This window comes from Clostridium sp. AT4, from assembly GCF_001517625.2.
In the GTDB taxonomy this organism is placed as follows: Bacteria; Bacillota; Clostridia; order Lachnospirales; family Lachnospiraceae; genus Enterocloster.
The window spans coordinates 203,397-223,976 of the sequence record NZ_LN999827.1 but is presented as its reverse complement, the minus strand read 5'-3'; the positions used below and the strand labels follow the sequence as shown (position 1 = coordinate 223,976).

23 protein-coding genes are annotated in these 20,580 nt (G+C 46.4%); 20 read left to right on the top strand and 3 right to left on the bottom strand.

All coding sequences use genetic code 11. The features are described 5' to 3' along the window. Positions 1 to 162: 162 nt before the first annotated feature. Positions 163 to 1,401 (top strand): DUF1015 family protein, encoded by a 1,239-nt coding sequence (locus tag BN3656_RS04255; protein WP_066544565.1) that lies wholly within the window; start codon positions 163 to 165, stop codon positions 1,399 to 1,401. Here the strand turns inward: BN3656_RS04255 and BN3656_RS04250 are convergent. Then, positions 1,382 to 2,599, bottom strand: a complete 1,218-nt coding sequence (locus BN3656_RS04250; RefSeq protein WP_081422841.1) for a M23 family metallopeptidase — start codon at positions 2,597 to 2,599, stop codon at positions 1,382 to 1,384. The two genes, BN3656_RS04255 and BN3656_RS04250, sit on opposite strands and share 20 nt — an antisense overlap. Before the next feature lie 180 nt (positions 2,600 to 2,779). Here BN3656_RS04250 and BN3656_RS04245 point away from each other — a divergent pair, with 180 nt between their 5' ends. Then, on the top strand, positions 2,780 to 3,964 hold the full coding sequence (locus BN3656_RS04245) for an iron-containing alcohol dehydrogenase (protein WP_066544562.1): 1,185 nt from the start codon (positions 2,780 to 2,782) through the stop codon (positions 3,962 to 3,964). A 100-nt stretch (positions 3,965 to 4,064) separates the two neighbouring features. On the opposite strand, the gene BN3656_RS04240 is transcribed toward BN3656_RS04245, so the two are convergent. Then, entirely contained in the window at positions 4,065 to 4,868 is an 804-nt protein-coding gene (locus BN3656_RS04240) for an MBL fold metallo-hydrolase (protein ID WP_066544560.1), read from the bottom strand. A 205-nt stretch (positions 4,869 to 5,073) separates the two neighbouring features. On the opposite strand from BN3656_RS04240, the gene BN3656_RS04235 reads away from it, so the two are divergent. The 11 genes from BN3656_RS04235 to BN3656_RS04185 all read left to right on the top strand — a co-directional run bounded on the left by BN3656_RS04235 (position 5,074) and on the right by BN3656_RS04185 (position 14,791). Next, the gene (locus BN3656_RS04235) at positions 5,074 to 7,011 is read left to right on the top strand and encodes a fructose-bisphosphatase class III (protein ID WP_066544558.1); all 1,938 of its coding nucleotides are present in this window, start codon (positions 5,074 to 5,076) and stop codon (positions 7,009 to 7,011) included. Continuing rightward, complete coding sequence (locus BN3656_RS04230; RefSeq protein WP_066544556.1) at positions 7,012 to 7,536, top strand: DUF1700 domain-containing protein; 525 nt, start codon at positions 7,012 to 7,014, stop codon at positions 7,534 to 7,536. A 134-nt stretch (positions 7,537 to 7,670) separates the two neighbouring features. After that, complete coding sequence (locus tag BN3656_RS04225; protein ID WP_347460589.1) at positions 7,671 to 8,390, top strand: C40 family peptidase; 720 nt, start codon at positions 7,671 to 7,673, stop codon at positions 8,388 to 8,390. A gap of 122 nt (positions 8,391 to 8,512) precedes the next feature. Then, on the top strand, positions 8,513 to 9,235 hold the full coding sequence (locus BN3656_RS04220; protein WP_066544554.1) for an NlpC/P60 family protein: 723 nt from the start codon (positions 8,513 to 8,515) through the stop codon (positions 9,233 to 9,235). 321 nt (positions 9,236 to 9,556) lie between these two features. After that, the gene (locus tag BN3656_RS04215; protein WP_066544550.1) at positions 9,557 to 9,754 is read left to right on the top strand and encodes a hypothetical protein; all 198 of its coding nucleotides are present in this window, start codon (positions 9,557 to 9,559) and stop codon (positions 9,752 to 9,754) included. Positions 9,755 to 9,926: 172 nt separating this feature from the next. Further along, positions 9,927 to 10,259 (top strand): rhodanese-like domain-containing protein, encoded by a 333-nt coding sequence (locus BN3656_RS04210; RefSeq protein WP_066544548.1) that lies wholly within the window; start codon positions 9,927 to 9,929, stop codon positions 10,257 to 10,259. Between the two features lie 189 nt (positions 10,260 to 10,448). Further along, a complete protein-coding gene (gene yfcE / locus BN3656_RS04205; protein WP_066544546.1) occupies positions 10,449 to 11,003 on the top strand; it encodes a phosphodiesterase in 555 nt (184 codons plus the stop codon). A 16-nt stretch (positions 11,004 to 11,019) separates the two neighbouring features. Continuing rightward, the gene (locus tag BN3656_RS04200) at positions 11,020 to 12,195 is read left to right on the top strand and encodes a class I SAM-dependent RNA methyltransferase (protein ID WP_066544544.1); all 1,176 of its coding nucleotides are present in this window, start codon (positions 11,020 to 11,022) and stop codon (positions 12,193 to 12,195) included. After that, positions 12,179 to 13,642, top strand: coding sequence for a lectin like domain-containing protein (locus tag BN3656_RS04195; protein ID WP_347460588.1), 1,464 nt, complete (start codon positions 12,179 to 12,181; stop codon positions 13,640 to 13,642). Before BN3656_RS04200 ends, BN3656_RS04195 begins: the two co-directional genes overlap by 17 nt. 6 nt (positions 13,643 to 13,648) lie before the next feature. Continuing rightward, positions 13,649 to 14,269, top strand: a complete 621-nt coding sequence (gene rdgB, locus BN3656_RS04190; RefSeq protein WP_066544542.1) for an RdgB/HAM1 family non-canonical purine NTP pyrophosphatase — start codon at positions 13,649 to 13,651, stop codon at positions 14,267 to 14,269. 21 nt (positions 14,270 to 14,290) lie between these two features. Then, the gene (locus BN3656_RS04185; RefSeq protein ID WP_066544537.1) at positions 14,291 to 14,791 is read left to right on the top strand and encodes a metallophosphoesterase; all 501 of its coding nucleotides are present in this window, start codon (positions 14,291 to 14,293) and stop codon (positions 14,789 to 14,791) included. A gap of 42 nt (positions 14,792 to 14,833) precedes the next feature. On the opposite strand, the gene BN3656_RS04180 is transcribed toward BN3656_RS04185, so the two are convergent. Next, entirely contained in the window at positions 14,834 to 15,550 is a 717-nt protein-coding gene (locus tag BN3656_RS04180) for a GntR family transcriptional regulator (RefSeq protein WP_066544535.1), read from the bottom strand. Between the two features lie 200 nt (positions 15,551 to 15,750). Between BN3656_RS04180 and BN3656_RS04175 the strand changes: the two genes are divergently transcribed. From BN3656_RS04175 to BN3656_RS04150, 7 genes are read left to right on the top strand one after another with little or no spacing between them, the layout of a single operon-like run. Further along, entirely contained in the window at positions 15,751 to 16,185 is a 435-nt protein-coding gene (locus BN3656_RS04175) for a hypothetical protein (RefSeq protein WP_066544533.1), read from the top strand. Positions 16,186 to 16,196: 11 nt separating this feature from the next. Continuing rightward, positions 16,197 to 16,685 carry a PTS sugar transporter subunit IIB gene (locus BN3656_RS04170; RefSeq protein ID WP_066544531.1) on the top strand — a complete coding sequence of 163 codons (489 nt, stop codon included), beginning with the start codon at positions 16,197 to 16,199 and terminating at the stop codon, positions 16,683 to 16,685. A 14-nt stretch (positions 16,686 to 16,699) separates the two neighbouring features. Then, positions 16,700 to 17,500 carry a PTS sugar transporter subunit IIC gene (locus BN3656_RS04165; protein ID WP_066544529.1) on the top strand — a complete coding sequence of 267 codons (801 nt, stop codon included), beginning with the start codon at positions 16,700 to 16,702 and terminating at the stop codon, positions 17,498 to 17,500. Further along, positions 17,497 to 18,348, top strand: coding sequence for a PTS system mannose/fructose/sorbose family transporter subunit IID (locus BN3656_RS04160; protein WP_242962933.1), 852 nt, complete (start codon positions 17,497 to 17,499; stop codon positions 18,346 to 18,348). The genes BN3656_RS04165 and BN3656_RS04160 overlap by 4 nt, the downstream gene beginning before the upstream one ends. 14 nt (positions 18,349 to 18,362) lie before the next feature. Then, entirely contained in the window at positions 18,363 to 19,466 is a 1,104-nt protein-coding gene (locus tag BN3656_RS04155) for an SIS domain-containing protein (protein WP_066544528.1), read from the top strand. 42 nt (positions 19,467 to 19,508) lie between these two features. Next, positions 19,509 to 19,676 carry a DUF2179 domain-containing protein gene (locus BN3656_RS16405; protein WP_143331324.1) on the top strand — a complete coding sequence of 56 codons (168 nt, stop codon included), beginning with the start codon at positions 19,509 to 19,511 and terminating at the stop codon, positions 19,674 to 19,676. Between the two features lie 28 nt (positions 19,677 to 19,704). After that, complete coding sequence (locus BN3656_RS04150; RefSeq protein WP_347460587.1) at positions 19,705 to 20,574, top strand: asparaginase; 870 nt, start codon at positions 19,705 to 19,707, stop codon at positions 20,572 to 20,574. Positions 20,575 to 20,580: the final 6 nt, after the last annotated feature.

The following is a 20,580-nucleotide window of genomic DNA, read 5'->3' as shown; positions in this document are numbered from 1 at the left end:
TGAAGCCTGTGATGTTAAGGCATCGGCAGTGTGAATTGTAAGAGCCTTCATGGCCGGCCGGCTGTGGAGGCTTTTTGGTCTCTGCGATCAGCCGGATGGCTGTGAGGGCTTTTTGAGTCTCTGGCCTCTGCGGACAGGGAGAATAGAAAGAGGAGAAAAATTATGGCAGCAGTAAAACCATTTATCTGTATCAGACCCAGGGGGGAGATGGCGGCCCGTACAGCGGCCCTCCCCTATGATGTATATAATCGGCAGGAGGCCTGTGAGGCCGTCAAGGGGAACCCATATTCATTTTTAAATATTGACCGTCCGGAGACACAGTTTCCGGCAGAGGTAGACACATATGATGACCGGGTATATGAAAAGGCCAGGGAGCTTCTTGACAGCCAGATCAAAGAGGGCATATATGTAACAGATTCCGATCCTGCCTATTATCTGTATGAGCTTACCATGGATGGACGCAGCCAGACCGGGATCGTGGCCTGCTGCGCAGTGGATGACTATATAAACGGGGTCATCAAAAAGCATGAGAATACCAGAGAAGACAAGGAGCAGGACCGCATCCGCCATGTGGATGCCACCAACGCCCATACAGGCCCTATTTTTCTGGCTTACCGCAGGCAGGAGGAATTAAAACGCCTGGTGGAGCAGGCAAAAAAGGAGAAGGCTCTGTATGATTTTGTATCAGAGGACGGTATCCGCCACAGGGTATGGAAAATAGGTGATCCCGGGATGGTAAAGGTAGTAGAGGAGGCCTTTGAGAAGCTTCCTGCGGCCTATATTGCAGACGGCCACCACAGAGCGGCTTCAGCCGTCAAGGCGGGACTTAAAAGACGGCAGGAAAACCCGGACTACACAGGAAAAGAGCCCTTTAACTATTTTCTGTCTGTTCTGTTCCCCGATGATGAGCTGATGATCCTGCCCTATAACCGGGTGGTAAAGGACTTAAATGGTCTGGGAAAAGAGGAATTTTTAAAGAAAGCAGAAGAAAAATTTGAGATTCATCTTTTGGGAAAGGAGGCCTTTGCCCCGGATCAGAAGGGAACCTTTGGAATGTATCTGGAGGGAGAATGGTACGGTCTGAAGATAAGGCCGGAATATGAGAGTGAAGATCCGGTCGCAGGGCTGGATGTATCCATTCTTCAGGATCAGCTTTTAGGACCTGTTCTTGGAATCGGTGATCCGAGAACAGACTGCAGAATTGATTTTATCGGAGGAATCCGGGGATTAAAGGAGTTGGAACGCAGAGCGGACAGCGATATGAAGCTTGCATTTTCCATGTATCCCACTTCCATTACAGAGCTTTTGGCGGTGGCGGATGCAGGACAGCTGATGCCGCCTAAATCCACCTGGTTTGAGCCAAAACTCAGAAGCGGGCTGTTTATCCACCGCCTGTCATAGAAGGAGCCAGAGAACTGCCTTCTTCCGGGGAACTGCCTTCTTCGGGGGGATTGCCGCCCCTTTGTGGATCCGCTTCCTTCATGCCATAGACGCGGATCCATTCCTTGGTGCCCTCTACCTTGACTGTTTCACAGCGGCTGCGTTCCAGAAACTGGATCAGCCCATAGCAGTCGATCCACACCTCCTTTCCCTCCTGGCGGCGGGCTTCGTCAAAGATCAGCTCCAGTCCGAAATGGAGGTGTGGTGTGTCGATGTTGTTGGTATTTTCCGTAGTGCTGTAGCCGGTGCGGCCCAGATAGCCGATCACGTCTCCGGCCTGGACATAGGAACCCTGAGAGAGATTGGACTGGTAGGGGTAGTTTTTGCGCAGATGGGCGTAGTAATAGTAACGTTTCTGATCCAGGCTGCGGATCCCAATCCTCCAGCCGCCATAGGGGTTCCAGCCAATGGCTTCCACATAGCCGGACTCTACGGAGATAATGGGTGTTCCTACCTGCCCCATCATGTCATGGCCCAGGTGCTGGCGCTTAAAGCCATAGCTTCTTGCTGCCCCGAAATCATCATAATCATTGTAGGGAAAGCCCTTGGCGATGGGAGAAAAGGCTTTCAGGCCGTATTTTGTGACCCAGATGGTGCCAGAGTCCTGATCCTGATTTTCAGAGACATATTCCGGCGGGGCTTCGCTTACAGGGATTTCCGCTTTAAATACTCCTACCATTCCGTCCAGGACGGCTCCGTATGCTTCTCTGTAGTAGTCAAAGTTCTTCGATTTTTCTTTCAGTGTGTCCATTGTCGTTTCACCCTTTAATACCGCTTCTGCCATGGCTTCCATATCCTTTGGCCGGTAGGAGGAAAAATCTCCGCCGTACCGGCTGCCAAGGAGAGCAAGAAGATCGACCCAGTTTAGATGAATCGGGCTTTGAACGGTATCTACATCATAGCGGAAGGCCTGATTTAAGGCTTCGGCTGTTACATTAAAATCCACCCACTTTATACTGCTTTTTGCCGGGGATTTTGAGGCATCGGAGGAAGATGCCAAAGGGCGGCCGGAAAGAACGTTTAAGGCTTTTTGGTGAAAGGCCGGAAAAAGGCCGGAGAACAGAAATACAAGTGCTGCAAGCTCTGCCCAAATGACCGCCTGGGAGTGCTTGTGGAAAAAACTGGAAATATGGGAAATAAAATGAGGGAAAAGCTTCATCAAAAGTACCTCTTTAGAATAAGGTCCTGAGAACAGTCTATGGGGCGGGATGGGAAAATATGATGGTGGGGAAGAGACGGCCAAATTAAATTGAGAAAATGATGCGTATGTGGTAAAATAAGGACAGAATGCGAGCCATGTGGGGTTGCATGAGGCGGCATAGGACAAGGAGGAGTAAACGTGGAAAATTTTGAATTTTATGCACCGACGCGGATGATTTTTGGAAAGGATACCCATCTTAAGGTGGGAAAGCTGATCCGGGAGTATGGCTTTAAGAAGGTTCTCATTCATTTTGGCGGAGGAAGCGTGAAGCGGACGGGTCTTCTTGATACGGTTTGCAGGTCATTGGAGGAAGAAGGGATCGGATATGTGCTGCTAGGAGGCGTTCAGGCCAATCCGGTTCTTTCCATGGCAAGAAAGGGTATTGAGCTGTGCCGGAGGGAACAGGTAGATTTTATCCTGGCAGTAGGCGGAGGAAGCGTGATCGATTCCTCCAAGTGCATAGCAGACGGCGTAGGGAATCCTGATGTGGATGTATGGAAATTCCATATGAAGGAAGCTGTTCCGAAGAAGGCCCTCCCTGTTGGTGTTATTCTTACATTGGCTGCCGCAGGCAGTGAGATGAGCGCCTCCTGCGTGATCACTAACGAGGAAAACGGCCTAAAGAGAGGTTTTAACAGTGTAACTCACAGGCCTTTATTTTCCATCTGTAACCCGGAGCTGACCTATACCGTAAATGCCTTCCAGACAGGCTGCGGCACAGTGGATATTATGATGCATACTCTGGAGCGGTATTTCAGTCTGGGACATGATACAAGCCTTACAGACCGTATGGCGGAGGGATTGTTAAAGGCTGTGATCGAAGCAGGAAGGATTGTCCATGAAAATCCGGAGGATTATGAGGCAAGAGCGGCACTGATGTGGGCTGGAAGCCTTTCCCACAATGACCTGACCGGAGCAGGAAGACAGGTATTTATGCCGGTTCATCAGTTAGAGCATGAACTGTCGGGAATGGACGACCGGATCGCCCATGGTGCAGGCCTGTCGGCGCTCTGGGCTTCCTGGGCCAGATATGTATATCAGAATGATGTGAACCGTTTTGCGCAGTATGCAGTGAATGTATGGAATCAGGAGATGGATTTTGAACATCCGGAGCGTACGGCGCAGGCCGGTATCCGGGAAACGGAAGATTACTTTAAATCCCTGGATATGCCGGTGAGCTTAAAGGAACTGGGCGTGGATCCTGCATACTTTAAGGTGATGGCAGAAAAATGCTCCGGAGGCGGAGCACGCAGGCTGACAGGCATCCGGGAACTGGATGAGGAAGACATGATCCGCATCTATGAGATGGCTATGGGTGAGTGAGACCGTACAGTGATATAGGAAATGCTCCGGGCAGTTTATGAGACTGCCGGAGCATTTTTTCGCTGCTGTAACTTGTATCAAGGAGATCCTGCAGCCGGATTTACAGTGCGATGATCTCACGGTCATCCGGCACATACAGTTCTCCCCGGTAATAGGTATGTCCTTCTGCCGTATAGAGCGCCTTGCGTTCAGAGATCTGTTTATCTTCGGTGTGCCACAGAAGCAGATGGGGGATTTTAAGCTCTTCGGCCAGTTCACAGGCCTCCTTTACGGTGCTGTGATGCTTTTCATATGGTTTAAAGCGGTCTCTGTCTTTGTAGAGGCAGAAGGCTTCGTGGAGCAGCCAGGAGCTTCCCTTTACAATGGATACGCATTCGCGGTTTAATGGTTCATCTCCGGCGAATGTAAGCTTTTTCCCGTTTTTTAAAACCGTGGTGAAGCCGAATTGCTTTGCCTTGGTAGAGAGAATATCAAAAAATGTCACATCATAATCCAGAATGTGTACGGTTTCTCCATCCTCTACAGGAACAAGGAAAATCCGTTCTCCGATCATGTTGTAAAATTTCCCCTGCAATGTCAGGCGGCAGAGGGTGGAAATAGTTTCGGTAAGATCCGGATGGCAGTAGATCTGAAGCTGTCCCCGATAGGCATCTTTTTTCATGGCAGCAGCAATCATGCGGATCATCCATACGATCCCCAAAATGTGATCCGTGTGCTCATGGGTCACGAAAATATGGTGGATATGAGAAAGATCCACATTCATTTCTTCCAGAATCTTAAGGATTCCGTTTCCGCCTCCGGCGTCGACCATAAAAAATTCATCCTCATCTTTTAAGGCAAAGCAGGTATTGTAGCAGTGCACTGCCTGGGCGTTTCCAGTTCCGAATACATATAATTTTTCCATAGATTTTCCTTTCCAAAAGAGTTTGTCATAAATTTTTAAATCATGTTTTATGGGAAAAACTTTAAAATATGCTACAAATATGGTACTATAATCCTAGCGAAATTGCAATAAGTGTACAGTTTTGAGTTTCCGCATTTCGCACCAGACTCCAGGGCACACTGCAAAATGCGGAAACTCAAACAATCGACGTACGGGGGGATGTATTATGAGAGACGTGGCATATCTGCAGCTTCTGGCGCGGGAATTTCCTTCTGTGAAGGAAGCGACAGGGGAAATTGTAAATCTGATGGCAATTTGCAGTCTGCCTAAGGGAACGGAGTATTTTTTCAGCGATCTTCATGGAGAATATGAAGCCTTTATTCATCTGCTTCGGTCTTCCTCCGGCATTATCAGGGAGAAGATCAAGGAAACTTTTGGATATGTGATCCCGGAGGAGGAGCAGCTGCAGCTGGCAAACCTGATCTATTATCCGGAGCGCCATCTGCCCAGGATGATGAAGCAGGGCAGATATACGGAGGACTGGCAGCGTATCACCATTTACCGGCTGGTACAGATCTGCCGGGAGGTGGCATCCAAGTATACCCGTTCCAAGGTCCGCAAAAAGATGCCGAAGGAATATGCATATACCATTGATGAACTGCTTCATGTGGATGGAAATGATGAAAATAAAAAGCTTTATTACAATGAGATTATCCATTCGATCATAGACACCAGTATTGCGGATAAGTTTATAGCAGCGCTCTGCCGGCTGATCCAGAATCTTACCATTGATAATCTCCATATTATTGGGGATATTTTTGACAGAGGCCCCAGGGCGGATATCATTATGCAGGAGCTGATGAGCTTCCATGATGTGGATATCCAGTGGGGAAATCACGATATTTCCTGGATGGGGGCTGCTGCGGGCAATCTGGCCTGTATCTGCAATGTACTGCGGATCGCTATAAGCTACAACAGCTTTGATGTGCTGGAGGATGGCTACGGTATCAATCTGCGCCCACTTTCCATGTTTGCGGCGCGGGTGTATCAGGATGATCCGTGCGAGCGTTTTATGCCCAGGATCCTGGATGAAAATCTTTACGACGCAGTGGATTCCGGACTGGCTGCCAGGATGCACAAGGCGATCGCTGTCATTCAATTCAAGGTGGAAGGAGCTATGATCATGCGCCATCCGGAGTATGGGATGGAGGACCGGCTCCTGCTTCCGGCTGTGGATTATGAAATGGGAACCGTAACGATCGGAGGAAGGGCCTATCCCATGCTGGATATCAATTTCCCGACGATCGATCCAAGAAATCCGCTGGAACTTACAAGGGGGGAGAAGGAGCTTCTGCGGGTGCTGTCCGCCTCCTTCCGCCACAGCGAGGTTCTCCATCGTCATGTGCGCTTCCTCTATTCCCACGGGAGCATTTACACCTGCTGCAATTCCAACCTTCTTTACCATGGCTGTATTCCCATGAGAAAGGATGGTACCTTTGAAGGGCTTACCTTTGGAGGAAAGGAATACAGGGGAAAAGAACTGATGGATTACCTGGGCCGTCAGATCCACAACGCCTATTTTATGCCGGACGGACAGCAGGAAAAGCAGGAAGCACTGGATCTTATGTGGTACCTCTGGTGCGGAGCCAAGTCTCCTGTGTTCGGTAAGGATAAGATGACCACATTTGAACATTATTTTGTAGAAGATAAGGCAGCGCATAAGGAAAATATGAATCCTTACTATAAGCTCAGCGAGAGCGAAGAGGTCTGCTGCCGTATTTTAGAGGAGTTCGGTCTCCCGGTGGAGGGCTCCCATATTATCAACGGCCATGTGCCTGTAAAGCTGAAGGACGGTGAAAAGCCGGTAAAAGCAGGCGGAAAGCTCTTTATCATTGACGGAGGGCTGTCAAAGGCTTATCAGAGCACCACAGGCATTGCGGGCTATACGCTGATTTATAATTCCCATCAGCTGTCGCTGGCAGAGCATATGCCCTTTGATCCTAAAAAGGACAGTACGCCCAAGGTATCTATGGTTGAGAGGATGCCTCGCCGGATTATGGTGGCAGATACGGACAAGGGACGGGAGCTCAAGGCACAGATTGCGGATTTAAAAGAACTGGTGGCAGCATACCGGGAAGGCTTAATAAAAGAAAGGGCAGAATAGATGACCAAAAATGAATTTTTACAGGGATTAAAGGAAGAGCTTGAGGGACGTGTGACCCATTCAGCCATTCAGGAAAATATCCGATACTATGATGATTATATTTCTCAGGAGGTGTTAAAGGGAAGTACGGAAGAGGAAGTGACAGAAAGCCTGGGAGGCCCCAGGATTATTGCCAGAACCATTGTGGATGCGGCATATGATACGGAGGATCGTCCGGACGGCTATGATGAATACGGCTCCGGTCCGGCAGAGGAGAGGGAAGCAGGCACCGGTTCCCGGAGTCCCTTTGGCAGTCAGGGAAACGGTCAGGAAAACTCCTATACCGGACACAGCCATATTCATTTTCTGGATTTCAGTAAGTGGTATGTGCGCCTGGGCGCAGGCCTTGTAGTATTTTGCGTGATTTTTCTTATAATGAGCGTCTTTTTCGGCATCGTAGGCCTGGCCGGCTTTATACTGGCCCACATCTGGCCGGTTCTTGTGATACTTATGATCATATGGATGTTCAGAGGGCCGAGGAGATAGATGGAAAGTAGAGGTAATTCCACCATTTTCCATTGACAAATCCTGACAGAAAGAATATACTTTATTACGTTGTGTAACAATTTTGTAACAATTACAGCCGATTCAGGTATTCTAAAAGTCAGGGGAGTTAAGATTTGAAGCTGGATGTATTTCGCAGGCTTGCAGTGAAGGCTGCAGCAGGAGTATTTATTTTCGCAGGACTTATGATGATGGATCCGCAGGAGAGCATGGCGGCGGCCAGGACAGAGGTGCAGACCCGATCCTCTTATATGGTGACCATTGAGGCTCCATCTGTGGATGTATATACATATAAAAGCAAGGATTCCAAAACCGTAGGTCAGGTAAAAAGAGGACAGACTTATGAGGTGCTTAAAAAGGAACAGGACGGCTGGGTACAGATCCGCATGGGAAACCGGGAGGGATACATTTCTGCGGCAGGAAATGCCTCTTTGGTAGAAAAAAACCGTCAGACTGTGGACAGCGGGGCCAGACAGCGGCGGGAAGTAGTGGAATTTGCTCTTCAGTTTCTGGGAGGCGAATATAAATACGGCGGAACCGATCCGAACAAGGGAGTAGACTGCTCCGGTTTTACACGATATGTCATGAAGTATGGCGCTTCTGTGGAGATTCCTCATTCTTCCACAGGACAGGCTGCCTGCGGAACGGAAGTTTCCGAAGAAGAGATGCAGCCGGGAGACCTGATCTTTTACAGTAGTCCCTTTGGCAGGATCAATCATGTGGCTATGTATGCGGGAAATGGGCAGGTTGTTCATGCCTCTACAGAAGAAACAGGCATTAAGCTGTCTCCTTATAATTACCGGGAGCCTGTGAAGATTGTAAGTGTTTTGGAGTAAATCTTAAAAAAATATAAACAGGTTGACGAAAATCTTATGTATGTTATAATAAAACCGTAATGAACGTAACAAATATGTAACAATTCAAATCAGATTTGTAATAAACGGGGATGACGAAGAACATGCATAATTTTTTCAGGAAACTGGTTGGAACAGGTGTTGTGTGCGGGATGCTGGTATTTGCGGCTCCTCTTACTTCTATGGCAGCCATTGGGCCAGGGTTTGCAGCAGGTACGTATGTGGCGACCGTGACAGCGGAAAGCGTAAATATCAATAAGAACCGCGACAGCGAGGAGGTTCTTTTTACAGCGAAGGTCGGCAGTACATATGAAGTATTAGAGGACTGCGGAGACGGCTGGATGAAGGTTCGGGTTCACGATACAGAAGGATATCTTCCAGTTTCTGAAAATGCAGTGGTGGAAGAGGCAGAGGAAGGCGAGATCGCCATGATCCAGAAGGAGGCCAGGGAGTCATCCGCTTCCTATAAGAGACAGCAGCTTGCAGACTATGCCCTGCAGTTTGTAGGAGGCCCCTATCAATACGGCGGGAGCGATCCTCATACAGGTGTGGACTGCTCTGGCTTTACCAGATATGTGTATCAGCACGGTGCAGGCATTACATTAAACCGTTCTTCCAGAGGACAGGCTCTTCAGGGAAAAGAGATCAGTGCAGATCAGATGCGTCCGGGAGATCTTTTGTTTTACGGAAGCAAAAGCAACATTGACCATGTTGCCATGTATATTGGAGAAGGAAAGATCGTCCACGCTTCTACGGAGCGCACAGGCATTACGATTTCCAACTGGAATTACAGAAATCCGGTAAAGATCAGAAGTATTATGGAGTAGATTACGGGGGAAACCCACGCACGGTTCGGATTCCGTGCAAAGGATTAGGATAAAAAGATAGAGAGAAAGGCCGGGATAGGGGAGCTATCCTGGCCTTTTCTCAAAGGGGAGTATAAATAATTAATAAGGATGAGGGTGCAGCTTAAGGGAAACTGCATTACCTCATACTCATTTATAATACAAAAATTTCAAAAAAGCAACCGCTTTGAGGAATTTGTATAAAACCACAGTTTTCCGCCATACTAGAAGGTGTATCGTAAACCATCCCGGCGGCAGAAACTGTTTCGCCTGTCAGGGAAACCATTTCAGGAGGTATTTGCAATGTCAAGCAGAAATGACAACATGAACAGCTACAGCAACAGCCAGAATAACGCACAGAACAACAGCCGTAATAACTCTTCCAACAACGCGTCTAACAATGCATCCAACAGCCGTTCTAAAAACAACATGAAGAATTCCGCTGAGAATAAGTACGAGAACTGCGGAAGAAACAACGCAAGAAACGATTCTAACGACTGATCTTTGAGATCAGAAAGATAGGCATTCGCATAAAAATGGCATCTGCAGAGAGAACTCTTTTTGCAGATGCCGTTTTTTTAGGCTTCTTCGTGAGGAACCTGTCCGGAGCAGACGCATATACTACAGTAGGACACGCCACAGACAGAAGGAAAACAGAAAGCGGGGTGGAGTGATGAATGATTTTCCGATGATCTCGTACAGACAGCTTGATCAATGGCTGGAGGAAGGAAAGATCCGCCTCCTGGCAGATGTGAGAGAACCGTGGATGTATGGTGAGAACCGCATTTTTGGCAGTGTGAATATACCATATGAAGAGGTAAGAGAACGTTTGGAAGAGTTTCCCAGACAGGGCATGATCGTATGTTACTGCGACCGCGGCGCCAAGAGCATGGTGGTCTGCAGAGACCTCTGGCGCCTGGGATATGAGGTGTCTGATCTGGCAGGAGGAATGTTGGATTACAGGGGGAAATACGTTGACAGAAGACCTCTGTGGGATTTAAAATAGAGGAAACACTTCAGGACGGCGTGAAAACAGGCGGGAGCCCGTGCGTCAAGCTCGCTTGTAAGCACGGGTTCCCGCCTGTTTTCACATCGGATGAACATTCGATGCTTCTTGTCCGGCCCACAGCCGGACAAGAAGCCCCATCCTGAAACGCCTCACCTTACTACTAAAAAAGAAAGGAACCATCATCTCATGAAATTATTGTTCGCATCTGATATTCACGGCTCTGCTTTTTACTGCAGGAGACTGTTAGATATTTATAAAGAATCCGGTGCCTCCCGGCTGGTGCTGCTGGGAGACATTCTGTATCATGGCCCAAGAAATGACCTTCCAAAGGAATATGCTCCCAAAGAAGTCATTGCCATGCTGAATCCATTAAAGAACCAGATCTATGCTGTTCGGGGAAACTGTGATACGGAGGTCGATCAGATGGTTCTGGAATTCCCCATTCTGGCAGATTATGCCCTTTTTTCTGTGGAGGGAAAGACCCTTTATGCTACCCACGGACACATTTTTAATCAGGACAATCTTCCGCCTATGCAGGAAGGTGATATTCTCATACACGGCCATACCCATCTGTTAAAGGCTGAGGAGACAGAGGGAGACTGCGGCAGGATCAGGGTGTTAAATCCCGGTTCCGTGTCCATTCCCAAGGGAGGAAATCCGCATACATATGGTATTTTGGAGGACGGCGTATTTACCATCCGTACACTGGACGGTGAAGCGGTTAAGGAAATGAAATTGTAAAAGAGAGGAGAACCAGTTGAAGCAGACCTATGAACTGATCGCCCCCTGCCATTTCGGCCTGGAGGCAGTACTAAAAAAAGAAATCCTGGATCTGGGATATGAGATCGCTTCTGTAGAAGATGGAAGAGTAACCTTTATCGGAGATGACGAGGCAATCTGCAGAGCCAATGTATTTTTAAGGACAGCAGAACGCATTTTATTGAAAGCGGGCAGCTTTAAGGCAGAAACCTTTGAAGAACTGTTTCAGGGCACCAGAGCCATTGCATGGGAGGAACTGATTCCGGAAGATGGAAAATTCTGGGTGGCAAAGGCGTCTTCCATCAAGAGCAAGCTGTTCAGCCCCTCCGATATTCAGTCTATTATGAAAAAAGCCATGGTAGAGCGGATGAAGAGCCATTATAAGGTGACTTGGTTCCCAGAAAATGGAGCCAGCTTCCCTCTGAGGGTTTTTCTGTACAAGGATATTGTAACCATTGGAATTGACACCAGCGGAGATTCCCTTCACAAAAGGGGGTATCGTACTCTTACCAGCAAGGCACCAATTACGGAAACACTGGCGTCGGCCCTGATCCTTTTAACACCCTGGAATAAGGATCGGATCCTGGTAGATCCTTTCTGCGGCAGCGGCACCTTCCCTATTGAGGCTGCTATGATCGCCGCCAATATAGCTCCGGGCATGAACCGGTCTTTCCTGGCAGAGGACTGGAAAAATATTATCGGGCGCAAATGCTGGTATGAGGCTATGGATGAGGCAAACGATCTGGTGGATGACAGCGTGCAGGTCGATATTCAGGGCTATGATATTGACGGGGATATCGTAAAGGCCGCCCGCTTAAATGCCCAGTCTGCAGGCGTGGACCATATGATCCATTTCCAGCAGCGGCCTGTAAGCGCTTTAAGCCATCCGAAAAAATATGGCTTTATTATTTCTAATCCTCCTTACGGAGAGCGGATTGAAGAGAAGAAGAATCTTCCGGTTCTCTACAGGGAAATCGGAGAGCGGTTTGCCGCTCTGGACGCCTGGTCTATGTACCTGATCACATCCTATGAGGATACGGAAAAATGCATTGGGCGCAAGGCGGATAAGAACCGAAAGATCTATAACGGCATGCTGAAAACCTATTTCTATCAGTTTATGGGGCCGAAGCCTCCCAGACGCAGTCAGGAGAAGAAAATTGATAAACAGGAATAGGAGGGCTTTGGGGGCTGTTTTGGCCGTTTGCATAGCTGTTATGACGGCAGGCTGCGCTGTTTTGGCAGATAAAAGGAGTCCAGATAGTTCGTTCGGATATGAAGATGTCCGCGAGCAGGAAACAGAACAAACGGAGCAGAGCCTTTCTGCCCTTCCGGAGGTGGGAGAGAAGGATGCTTCCTGCCAGATTTGGAACCGGGGGCTTCCTGAGGATACAATTCTGCCCCATTCCTATGATTACAGGGAGGAAGGACGTGCGCCCCAGATTGGAAATCAGGGCTCTCTTGGAACCTGCTGGGCTTTTGCCTCCCTGACGGCACTGGAATCGTCGCTTCTTCCTGAGAAGAATGAGTCATTTTCAGTGGATCATATGTCCATGCATAATAATTATACGCTGGGACAGGATGAAGGCGGAGAATATACCATGTCCATGGCATATCTTCTGGGCTGGCAGGGACCCGTGTGGGAATCCGAGGATCCTTATGGAGACGGCGTTTCCCCCTGCGGCCTGAAGCCCAGGCTTCATGTACAGGAAATCCAGATCCTTCCGTCTAAGGATTATGAGGCGATCAAGAGGGCTGTATATCTGGAGGGAGGAGTTCAAAGTTCCCTTTATACTTCCATGCAGGATTATGACAGTGAATCCGTGTATTACAACCGGGATACGAATTCCTACTGCTATGTGGGAACGAACGAGCCGAACCATGATTCTGTTATCATTGGCTGGGATGATGATTATCCAAAAGAAAATTTCAATATGGATCTGGAGGGTGACGGCGCATTTATCTGTACCAACAGCTGGGGAGAAAACTTTGGTGATGAAGGCTATTTTTATGTGTCCTATTACGATACCAATATCGGTGTTCACAACATTGTATACACCGGGGCAGAGTCCGCCGGGCTTTATGAAAAGATCTATCAGAGCGACCTGTGCGGCTGGGTAGGGCAGATCGGCTATGGTCGGGATACCGTCTGGGCGGCCAATACCTTCCGGGCAGGTGAGAAGGAAGAACTGGAAGCCGCCGGATTTTATGCGACCGGATCCGATACGGAGTATGAAATGTATCTGGCCAGATATCTGCCGGAAGTACAGGAGGGGATTTCCGGGGCTGAAAAGGAAAGCCAGAGCGCCCGTATGGATCGGGCTTTGAATGACCGAAGGCCCATAGCCAGGGGAAAACTGATGTATTCCGGCTATTATACGGTTCCTTTTGATGAAAAAATACTATTGGATGCAGGAGAAAAATTTGCTATAATAGTTAAAATAAAAACTCCGGATACCGTTCATCCGGCAGCGATCGAATATGATGCCGGAGACGGGATCGCCAGAGTCGATCTTACAGACGGAGAAGGATATCTGAGCCATGACGGCAGTCTCTGGGAGCGTGTGGAGGAAACTCAGAAATGCAACCTCTGCCTGAAGGCATATACCAATACAAAAGGATAGAGGATTATGGAACAGAAGATCATTTTTGCAACAGGGAATCAGGGAAAAATGAGGGAGATCCGGGCCATTTTGTCCGATCTGGGGCTTCCTGTGCTGTCCATGAAGGAGGCAGGAGTTTCTCTGGATATTACAGAAGATGGAACGTCTTTTGCCGAAAATGCCCGTATCAAGGCCAGAGCTGTCTGGGAGCATACAGGCGGGATCGTATTGGCAGATGATTCCGGTCTGGCAGTGGATTATATCGGCGGCGAGCCGGGCGTTTATTCTGCGCGGTATATGGGAGAGGATACCTCCTATGAGATTAAAAACAGAAATATCATAGACCGGCTTTTGGGGGCAGAGGGAAAGGAGCGGAGCGCCCGCTTTGTCTGCAATATTGCAGCTGTGCTGCCCGATGGACGAGTGATCCAGACAGAGGCATATATGGAAGGTGTGATCGCAAAGGAACCTGCCGGAACGGGCGGCTTTGGTTATGATCCTATCCTGTATCTTCCTGAATTTGGAAAAACCTCTGCGGAACTTACCATGGAGGAGAAAAACAGGATCAGCCACAGAGGAAAGGCATTAGAGGCCATGAAGAGCGCGCTGAAGCAGGAGATTGCGGTGACAGGTGGGAGAATGGCGTAAGATAAAGGAAGGAAACAGGGGATGAAAATACTGATTGTCAGTGATACGCACAGAAAAGATGGAAATCTCCAGTGGGTCATGGAAAAGGAAAAGCCCTTTGATATGCTGATCCATCTGGGAGATGCCGAAGGAAGCGAACAGTACATCGCTCATTGGGCAGAACCGGGCTGTGAACTGGAGATGGTTCTGGGAAACAATGACTTCTTTTCCCATCTGGAGCGGGAACGGGATCTTATGATCGGAAAATACAAAACGCTTTTAACCCATGGCCATTACTATCATGTGTCTTTAAGCACAGAGTATTTAAAAGAAGAGGCAAGGTCAAGAGATTTTGATATCGCTATGTTCGGTCACACCCACCGGCCTTTTTTTGAGATTGACCGGCGGGAAGGTGAAAAGGATCTGATCGTGCTCAACCCCGGAAGCCTGTCCTATCCCAGACAGGAGGGCAGGCGGCCCTCCTATATGGTTATGGAGATCGGAGAGGATGGAGAGGCGAGATTTGCGCATTATTATTTGTAGATATGAGGCGGAGAAGCTGTAATGGGACTTCTCCGCCTTCTATTATTTTTTAGAAAAATGGTATGTATACCGGTTTCCGGCATAATAGGTTTCTGTATATTCAAAGAGAGCGCCATTATCGATTACGCTTGTATGGCTAACCTTTAAAAGAGCACAGGATTCTGTTAAAAGCAGAGCCTGCTGTTTTTTTGTAGGAAGAAGGGCTTTAAAGGTATAGTCAGTTGCAGAAGGATGTATATTATATTCCTCGTCCAGATACCGGTATAGTGATTGCTCTAAAATAGTTACATCCAGAGCAGGAAGATATTTACACGGAATATAGGTATAGCTTAGTGCAACACGCATATCATCAATAGTGCGGATGCGATGGATGAAGTGAATCAGTTCGTTATCAGAAAGAAGGAGCTGCCGGGCTGCATCCGGTATTTCCTTAGCATATACAACCCTGTATTCTACGAGAATTGCTCCGGGTTTTTTGTTAATGGACAATATGTCTCTTGAAAAACTGGAGGGTACACTTTCATCGATATTTTTCAATACATTCGCTTCTAATACAAAACTTCCCTTTCCCGGAATTCTGTTGATATAATTTTGGGCAACCAGAGTGGAAAGGGCTTTGTTTACAGTCATCCTGCTGACGTTATATTTTTCGCATAATTGAGATTCAGTCATTAACTGATCGCCGGGACGAAGCGTGCCATCCTGAATCATTTCTATAATATTCTGTGCAATCTGTAAATATATAGCGGTTTTTTTCATTTTTACCCTTTCATATACAATATTTCAAATAAAAGTATATACATATATTACTGATATATTAAACAAATGTCAAGCGGGTACAGATGCTGCTTATGTAAAAAATATTTAAAAAATATACAATACACTATTGACAAACTATAAAATGTATATTATTTTATAGTTAAATGTATATACATTACAAAAGAGAGCAGGAGGTAAGTATGAATCATGTAGTTCTGCTGACGCATGGAGAATTTTCAAAGGGAATTGCACAGTCCTGTGAATTTATTTTAGGAAATGTGCCGGATTTGAAGGCATTGAGCATCACGATGGAAACGAGTATGGAACAGGCTGCCGATATGCTTAGAGAGGCAGTTGAGTCATTCGGAAACCAAAAGGTGATTGTGGTTACGGATATGGCGGCGGGAAGTACAACTCAGGCTGCGCTTAGGATTATTCCGGAATATGAAAATGTGTATCTGCTGACCGGATTGAATCTGGGGCTTCTGATTGGTCTTTTAATGACTGATTTGACCGATCAAAAAGAAGAAAATATAAAACTTCTGAAAAGCATTGCAGCACAGGCAAAGGATACGATTCTTTTTTTGAATGATATGGATGAACAAAAGTTTCCAGATCAGGATGGAGAACTTTAGGAGGGACGGGAATGATAAAGGTATTGCGAGTGGATGACAGACTTTTACATGGACAGGTAGCTGTGGCGTGGACAAATTATTATAAAGTTGACACTATTGTAATAGCGAACGATAAGGTTATTACAGATAAAACCATGCAGATTGCATTTAAGCTGGCAACACCTCCGGGAATTACCCTTTCCATGAAATCTCTGGAGGGAGCGGTAGCAGTGATCAATAATCCCAAGCACGCAGAACGGACAATCATGGTTATTACCAAGACCATGCAGGATGCAGAGTATGTGTGTGGAAAGACAGGAAGTGCTGTAAGGGATGTGCTGTTGGGCGGCCTTAGAAGTGGAGAGGGAAAAAAGCAGATAGATATGAATTCCTATATGAGTGAAGATGATATCTGCGTAATGGATCGTATGGAACAAAAGGGAATTAATATATTTATGCAGGCAGATCCAGCTTCCAGAAAATTGAACAGCGAGGAAATCAGAAGGAATTTTAACAAATAGTGTGAGGTGAGGGTATGAGTATAGTACAGGCGGTTTTGTTGGGAATACTTGGCGGATTTGGAATATGGGACAGCCGTGTCTTTGGGCTTTGGATGATTGAAAGGCCGTTAATACTGGGGCCCTTGGTAGGGATTATTTTAGGGGATTTACAGACAGGTATTATTGTTGGAGCTTCTCTTGAACTGGTTATGATGGGTGTTGTAGGAATTGGCTCTGCTACGCCTCCGGATACAGTATCAGGAAGTATTCTTGCAACGGCATTTGCTATTACATCCGGACTTGATATAAGCGCGGCGGTAGCTCTTGCTCTTCCGATTGCGACCCTTGGACAGCTGGTGGGGATTGTGGACCGTACGGCCAATGCATTTTTTGTAAGCAAAGCAGATAAGGCGGCTGAAAGAGGAGATTTTTCAGGTGTTGACCGTGCTCTTTGGGGAGGCGCCGCCCTGTTTTTTGCAAGTTATTTTGTACTCGTATTTGCAGGGGCATTACTGGGATCTGCCGTTATAGGAACATTTGTAGAAATGATTCCGGAAAGTGTCACAAATGGTTTATCAGTTGCAAGCGGTATGCTCCCGGCTCTGGGAATAGCAATACTGATGCAGCTTCTCTTTAATACAAAGAATGCGGCGTTTTTCTTTGTAGGATGGGTTCTTACATCTTTAATAGGCGTTAATACAGTAGGAGCTGCTGTGATCGGAACGACAATAGCCTATATTATTTTCCAGTATACAAAAAATGAAAAAACGGCGTTGGCGGCAGCAGAAGGGGACGGCGGCTGTGAAATGTCAGATGATCTGGGGGGTGAATTATGATGAGTAATGTAGATCAGGAGAACGGAAGAGTACAGGAATCCGTTATGACTAAAGAGGTATTTAAAAAGACGTTCTGGCGCACATTCCCTCTTCAGGCATGTTTTTGTTATGAGCGTATGCAGAATGTTGGCTTCGCTTATCAGATGGTGCCGGCTTTAAAAAAGCTGTATCCGGATAAAGAGGAGGCTTCAAAAGCGCTGAAGCGGCATTTGGCTATTTTTAATACAACGCCCTGTGTGGTTCCGTTTATTACAGGGGCTTCCATAGCTATGGAGGAAAAGTTTAAAAAGGCCAGAGAAAACGGGGAGGAGTGTGATGAAGAATCTATTAATGCAGTTAAGACTGCTTTAATGGGGCCCTTAGCCGGAATCGGTGATTCTTTTTTCTGGGGAACACTCAGGATTATTGCAGCCGGTATCGGAGCAAGCCTTGCAGCTCAGGGGAGCATATTGGGAGCTGTATTGTTTTTCCTGATGTATAATATTCCACAGCTTTTTGTGCGCTATCAGGGCTTAAAGCTTGGATATAAGAGCGGTGTCAGTTTTCTTGAGAACATGTCTCAGGGGGGAGTAATTGCCCTTCTTACAGAAGTGGCTAAAATTCTCGGGTTGGTAGTAGTTGGCTCCATGTGTGCATCCATGGTTGCGCTTTCTACGCCTCTGGTAATCAGTATGGATGGAGCAGATGTTGTGATTCAGGATATATTTAACAGCATTCTTCCAAATATTCTTCCGTTAGGATTAACATTTGTTATTTACAAATTATTACAGAAAGGAATAAAGACGACCACTGTTCTCTGGGGAATTATTCTCTTTGGAATTGCTGGTTCTGTCGTAGGTATTTTCTAATGAGTGAGTCCAGAATGTACAGTTATATTTGCGAAACTCCGGAGGTACTTCGCAATATCATTTGCAATCGTAAAGAAATCACAGAGCAGTTTACAGCATATGCTAAGGATAAGGATATCCAGCAGATTTATGTATTGGGGTCCGGCACCAGCTATCATGCAGGATTATCTGCAAAGAATTATCTGGAAGAACTGTTGGGGATGAAGGTATTTTGTATGTATCCCACTCAGTTTGAACGTAGTGAAAAAGTATTTAATAAACACACGCTTGTGATTGGTATGTCTCAGGGAGGACAAAGCCTGTCTACGGTAGCTGGTCTGGATGCCGCAAGGAAGCAGGGGCTTTACACAGCGGCTGTTTCAGAAAATCCGTCAGCTCTTATCTTTGAACACGCAGATACCAGAACATTAATTCAGGTAGGAAATGAACAGTGCGGAGCTAAAACCAAGGGATATGCAGGTACGACGGTTACGCTGATGATGATGCTGACAGAACTGGCTTTGGAAAAAGGTATTGTATCTAAGGAGAAAGCAGAGGCTTATTTTGAGCGTATGTACCGTGTAATTGACAATCTGGGAAATGTGACAAAGGCAGCTGTGGAATGGTATGGAAGGATTAGGGATGAATTTCTTCCCGCAAAAAGGATCATTGTTGTGGGATATGACGGCATGTATGCCGACGTATTGGAGGGCGCATTAAAAATACTTGAAACCGTACGTCAGGGTGTAACGGGATATGATATTGAAGAATTTTTCCATGGTATTTATAATTCTGTAACAGAAAGCACCCATATTTTTTATCTGGCATCTAAAGGGGATTATAAGCCCAGAACACTGCGGTTGATTGAGGTTTTGAAGGAATGGACTCCTCACAATTATTTGATTGGATCTCCCGAGGGAATTGTGGAGCAGAACAGTAAAAATCTGATTTGTAATTTTGTGGAAGATCCGTTGTTTTCTTCATGGGAATATATAATTCCAATGCAGATTGTGGCCTGCCTTGCACCTCAGGACTTGGGAATTAACCCGGACATTCCCAAGGATCCTCTGTTCCACACGAAAGTGGGAAGTAAGATTTTGGATGGCGTGCGCGATCATTATAAGCTTGAAAATATCTAATGCAATATATTATTCTGCCGGAGTCATTAGGAATCCGGCAGAATGTTTTTAGATGAAAAGAACCGGGAAGCTTACAGGCATTTAAATTTGCTTCACATAGTAATCACTGCTTATGAGATACAGGATATTGCAGATGTGGTACGCAGGATGGACTCCAAGGCAATTATTAATGTTATCCCTACTGAAAACTTTTATGGGGGATTTTATTAAAAGCCGATAGATATAGAGGAAGTGAAAGATGGATAAGAAAAAAATTTTATTGCTTTGTACGGGCGGCACGATTGCCTCTACTCAGGGGAAAGAGGGGCTTGCTCCGGGATTAGAGGGAGATGATATTTTAAAGTATATACCATCAGTTAAAAGAATCTGCGATATTAAGATTATGCAGGTATGTAATATTGACAGTACGGATATGACACCGTTTTACTGGCAGATGATTCTGCAGTCAATAAAGAAGAATTACGACTCATATGACGGCTTTGTTATTCTTCATGGAACAGATACAATGGCATATACAGCTGCCGCGCTTTCCTATATGATACAGAATTCTCCCAAGCCGATTGTTCTCACAGGTTCTCAAAAGCCGATTTGTCTGGATATAACAGATGCAAAAACTAATCTGACAGACAGTATATATTATGTGTGTGATGAAAAATCCTGTGGGGTGACGGTGGTTTTTGACGGATGTGTAATTGCAGGGACAAGAGCAAAAAAAACATGCGCTCACAGTTATGATGCATTTTCCAGTGTTAATTTTCCGATAATGGCATCTATTCGGGAAGGCAGAATTATACGTTTTGTATTTCAGGAGAAGGAGAACCTGAGTGTTCATTTTTATGAAGCCATGAATGACAGCATTGCAATATTAAAGCTTCTTCCGGGGAGTCGCCCTGCACTTTTAGGATATTTATTCGAGCAGTATGATTGCCTGCTTATTGAAAGTTTTGGCGTAGGAGGAATACCAGAATCTCTCAGAGATGAATTTTACAGTCAGATGAGACATTGGAGGCAAAAAGGAAAGATCGTTGTGATTGCAACGCAGGTTGTAAACGAGGGGAGCAATATGGAGGTATATAAAGTAGGTAAAAAGGGATTTTGGATTGATTGAAACGTA

Excerpts from the sequence above, each read along its gene's own strand:
- BN3656_RS04255 (WP_066544565.1), top strand. The coding sequence starts at position 163 with ATGGCAGCAGTAAAACCATTTATCTGTATCAGACCCAGGGGGGAGATG.
- BN3656_RS04250 (WP_081422841.1), bottom strand. The coding sequence starts at position 2,599 with ATGAAGCTTTTCCCTCATTTTATTTCCCATATTTCCAGTTTTTTCCAC.
- BN3656_RS04240 (WP_066544560.1), bottom strand. The coding sequence starts at position 4,868 with ATGGAAAAATTATATGTATTCGGAACTGGAAACGCCCAGGCAGTGCAC.
- BN3656_RS04235 (WP_066544558.1), top strand. The coding sequence starts at position 5,074 with ATGAGAGACGTGGCATATCTGCAGCTTCTGGCGCGGGAATTTCCTTCT.
- BN3656_RS04230 (WP_066544556.1), top strand. The coding sequence starts at position 7,012 with ATGACCAAAAATGAATTTTTACAGGGATTAAAGGAAGAGCTTGAGGGA.
- BN3656_RS04220 (WP_066544554.1), top strand. The coding sequence starts at position 8,513 with ATGCATAATTTTTTCAGGAAACTGGTTGGAACAGGTGTTGTGTGCGGG.
- BN3656_RS04215 (WP_066544550.1), top strand. The coding sequence starts at position 9,557 with ATGTCAAGCAGAAATGACAACATGAACAGCTACAGCAACAGCCAGAAT.
- BN3656_RS04210 (WP_066544548.1), top strand. The coding sequence starts at position 9,927 with ATGAATGATTTTCCGATGATCTCGTACAGACAGCTTGATCAATGGCTG.
- yfcE (WP_066544546.1), top strand. The coding sequence starts at position 10,449 with ATGAAATTATTGTTCGCATCTGATATTCACGGCTCTGCTTTTTACTGC.
- rdgB (WP_066544542.1), top strand. The coding sequence starts at position 13,649 with ATGGAACAGAAGATCATTTTTGCAACAGGGAATCAGGGAAAAATGAGG.
- BN3656_RS04185 (WP_066544537.1), top strand. The coding sequence starts at position 14,291 with ATGAAAATACTGATTGTCAGTGATACGCACAGAAAAGATGGAAATCTC.
- BN3656_RS04180 (WP_066544535.1), bottom strand. The coding sequence starts at position 15,550 with ATGAAAAAAACCGCTATATATTTACAGATTGCACAGAATATTATAGAA.
- BN3656_RS04175 (WP_066544533.1), top strand. The coding sequence starts at position 15,751 with ATGAATCATGTAGTTCTGCTGACGCATGGAGAATTTTCAAAGGGAATT.
- BN3656_RS04170 (WP_066544531.1), top strand. The coding sequence starts at position 16,197 with ATGATAAAGGTATTGCGAGTGGATGACAGACTTTTACATGGACAGGTA.
- BN3656_RS04165 (WP_066544529.1), top strand. The coding sequence starts at position 16,700 with ATGAGTATAGTACAGGCGGTTTTGTTGGGAATACTTGGCGGATTTGGA.
- BN3656_RS04160 (WP_242962933.1), top strand. The coding sequence starts at position 17,497 with ATGATGAGTAATGTAGATCAGGAGAACGGAAGAGTACAGGAATCCGTT.
- BN3656_RS04155 (WP_066544528.1), top strand. The coding sequence starts at position 18,363 with ATGTACAGTTATATTTGCGAAACTCCGGAGGTACTTCGCAATATCATT.
- BN3656_RS16405 (WP_143331324.1), top strand. The coding sequence starts at position 19,509 with ATGTTTTTAGATGAAAAGAACCGGGAAGCTTACAGGCATTTAAATTTG.
- BN3656_RS04150 (WP_347460587.1), top strand. The coding sequence starts at position 19,705 with ATGGATAAGAAAAAAATTTTATTGCTTTGTACGGGCGGCACGATTGCC.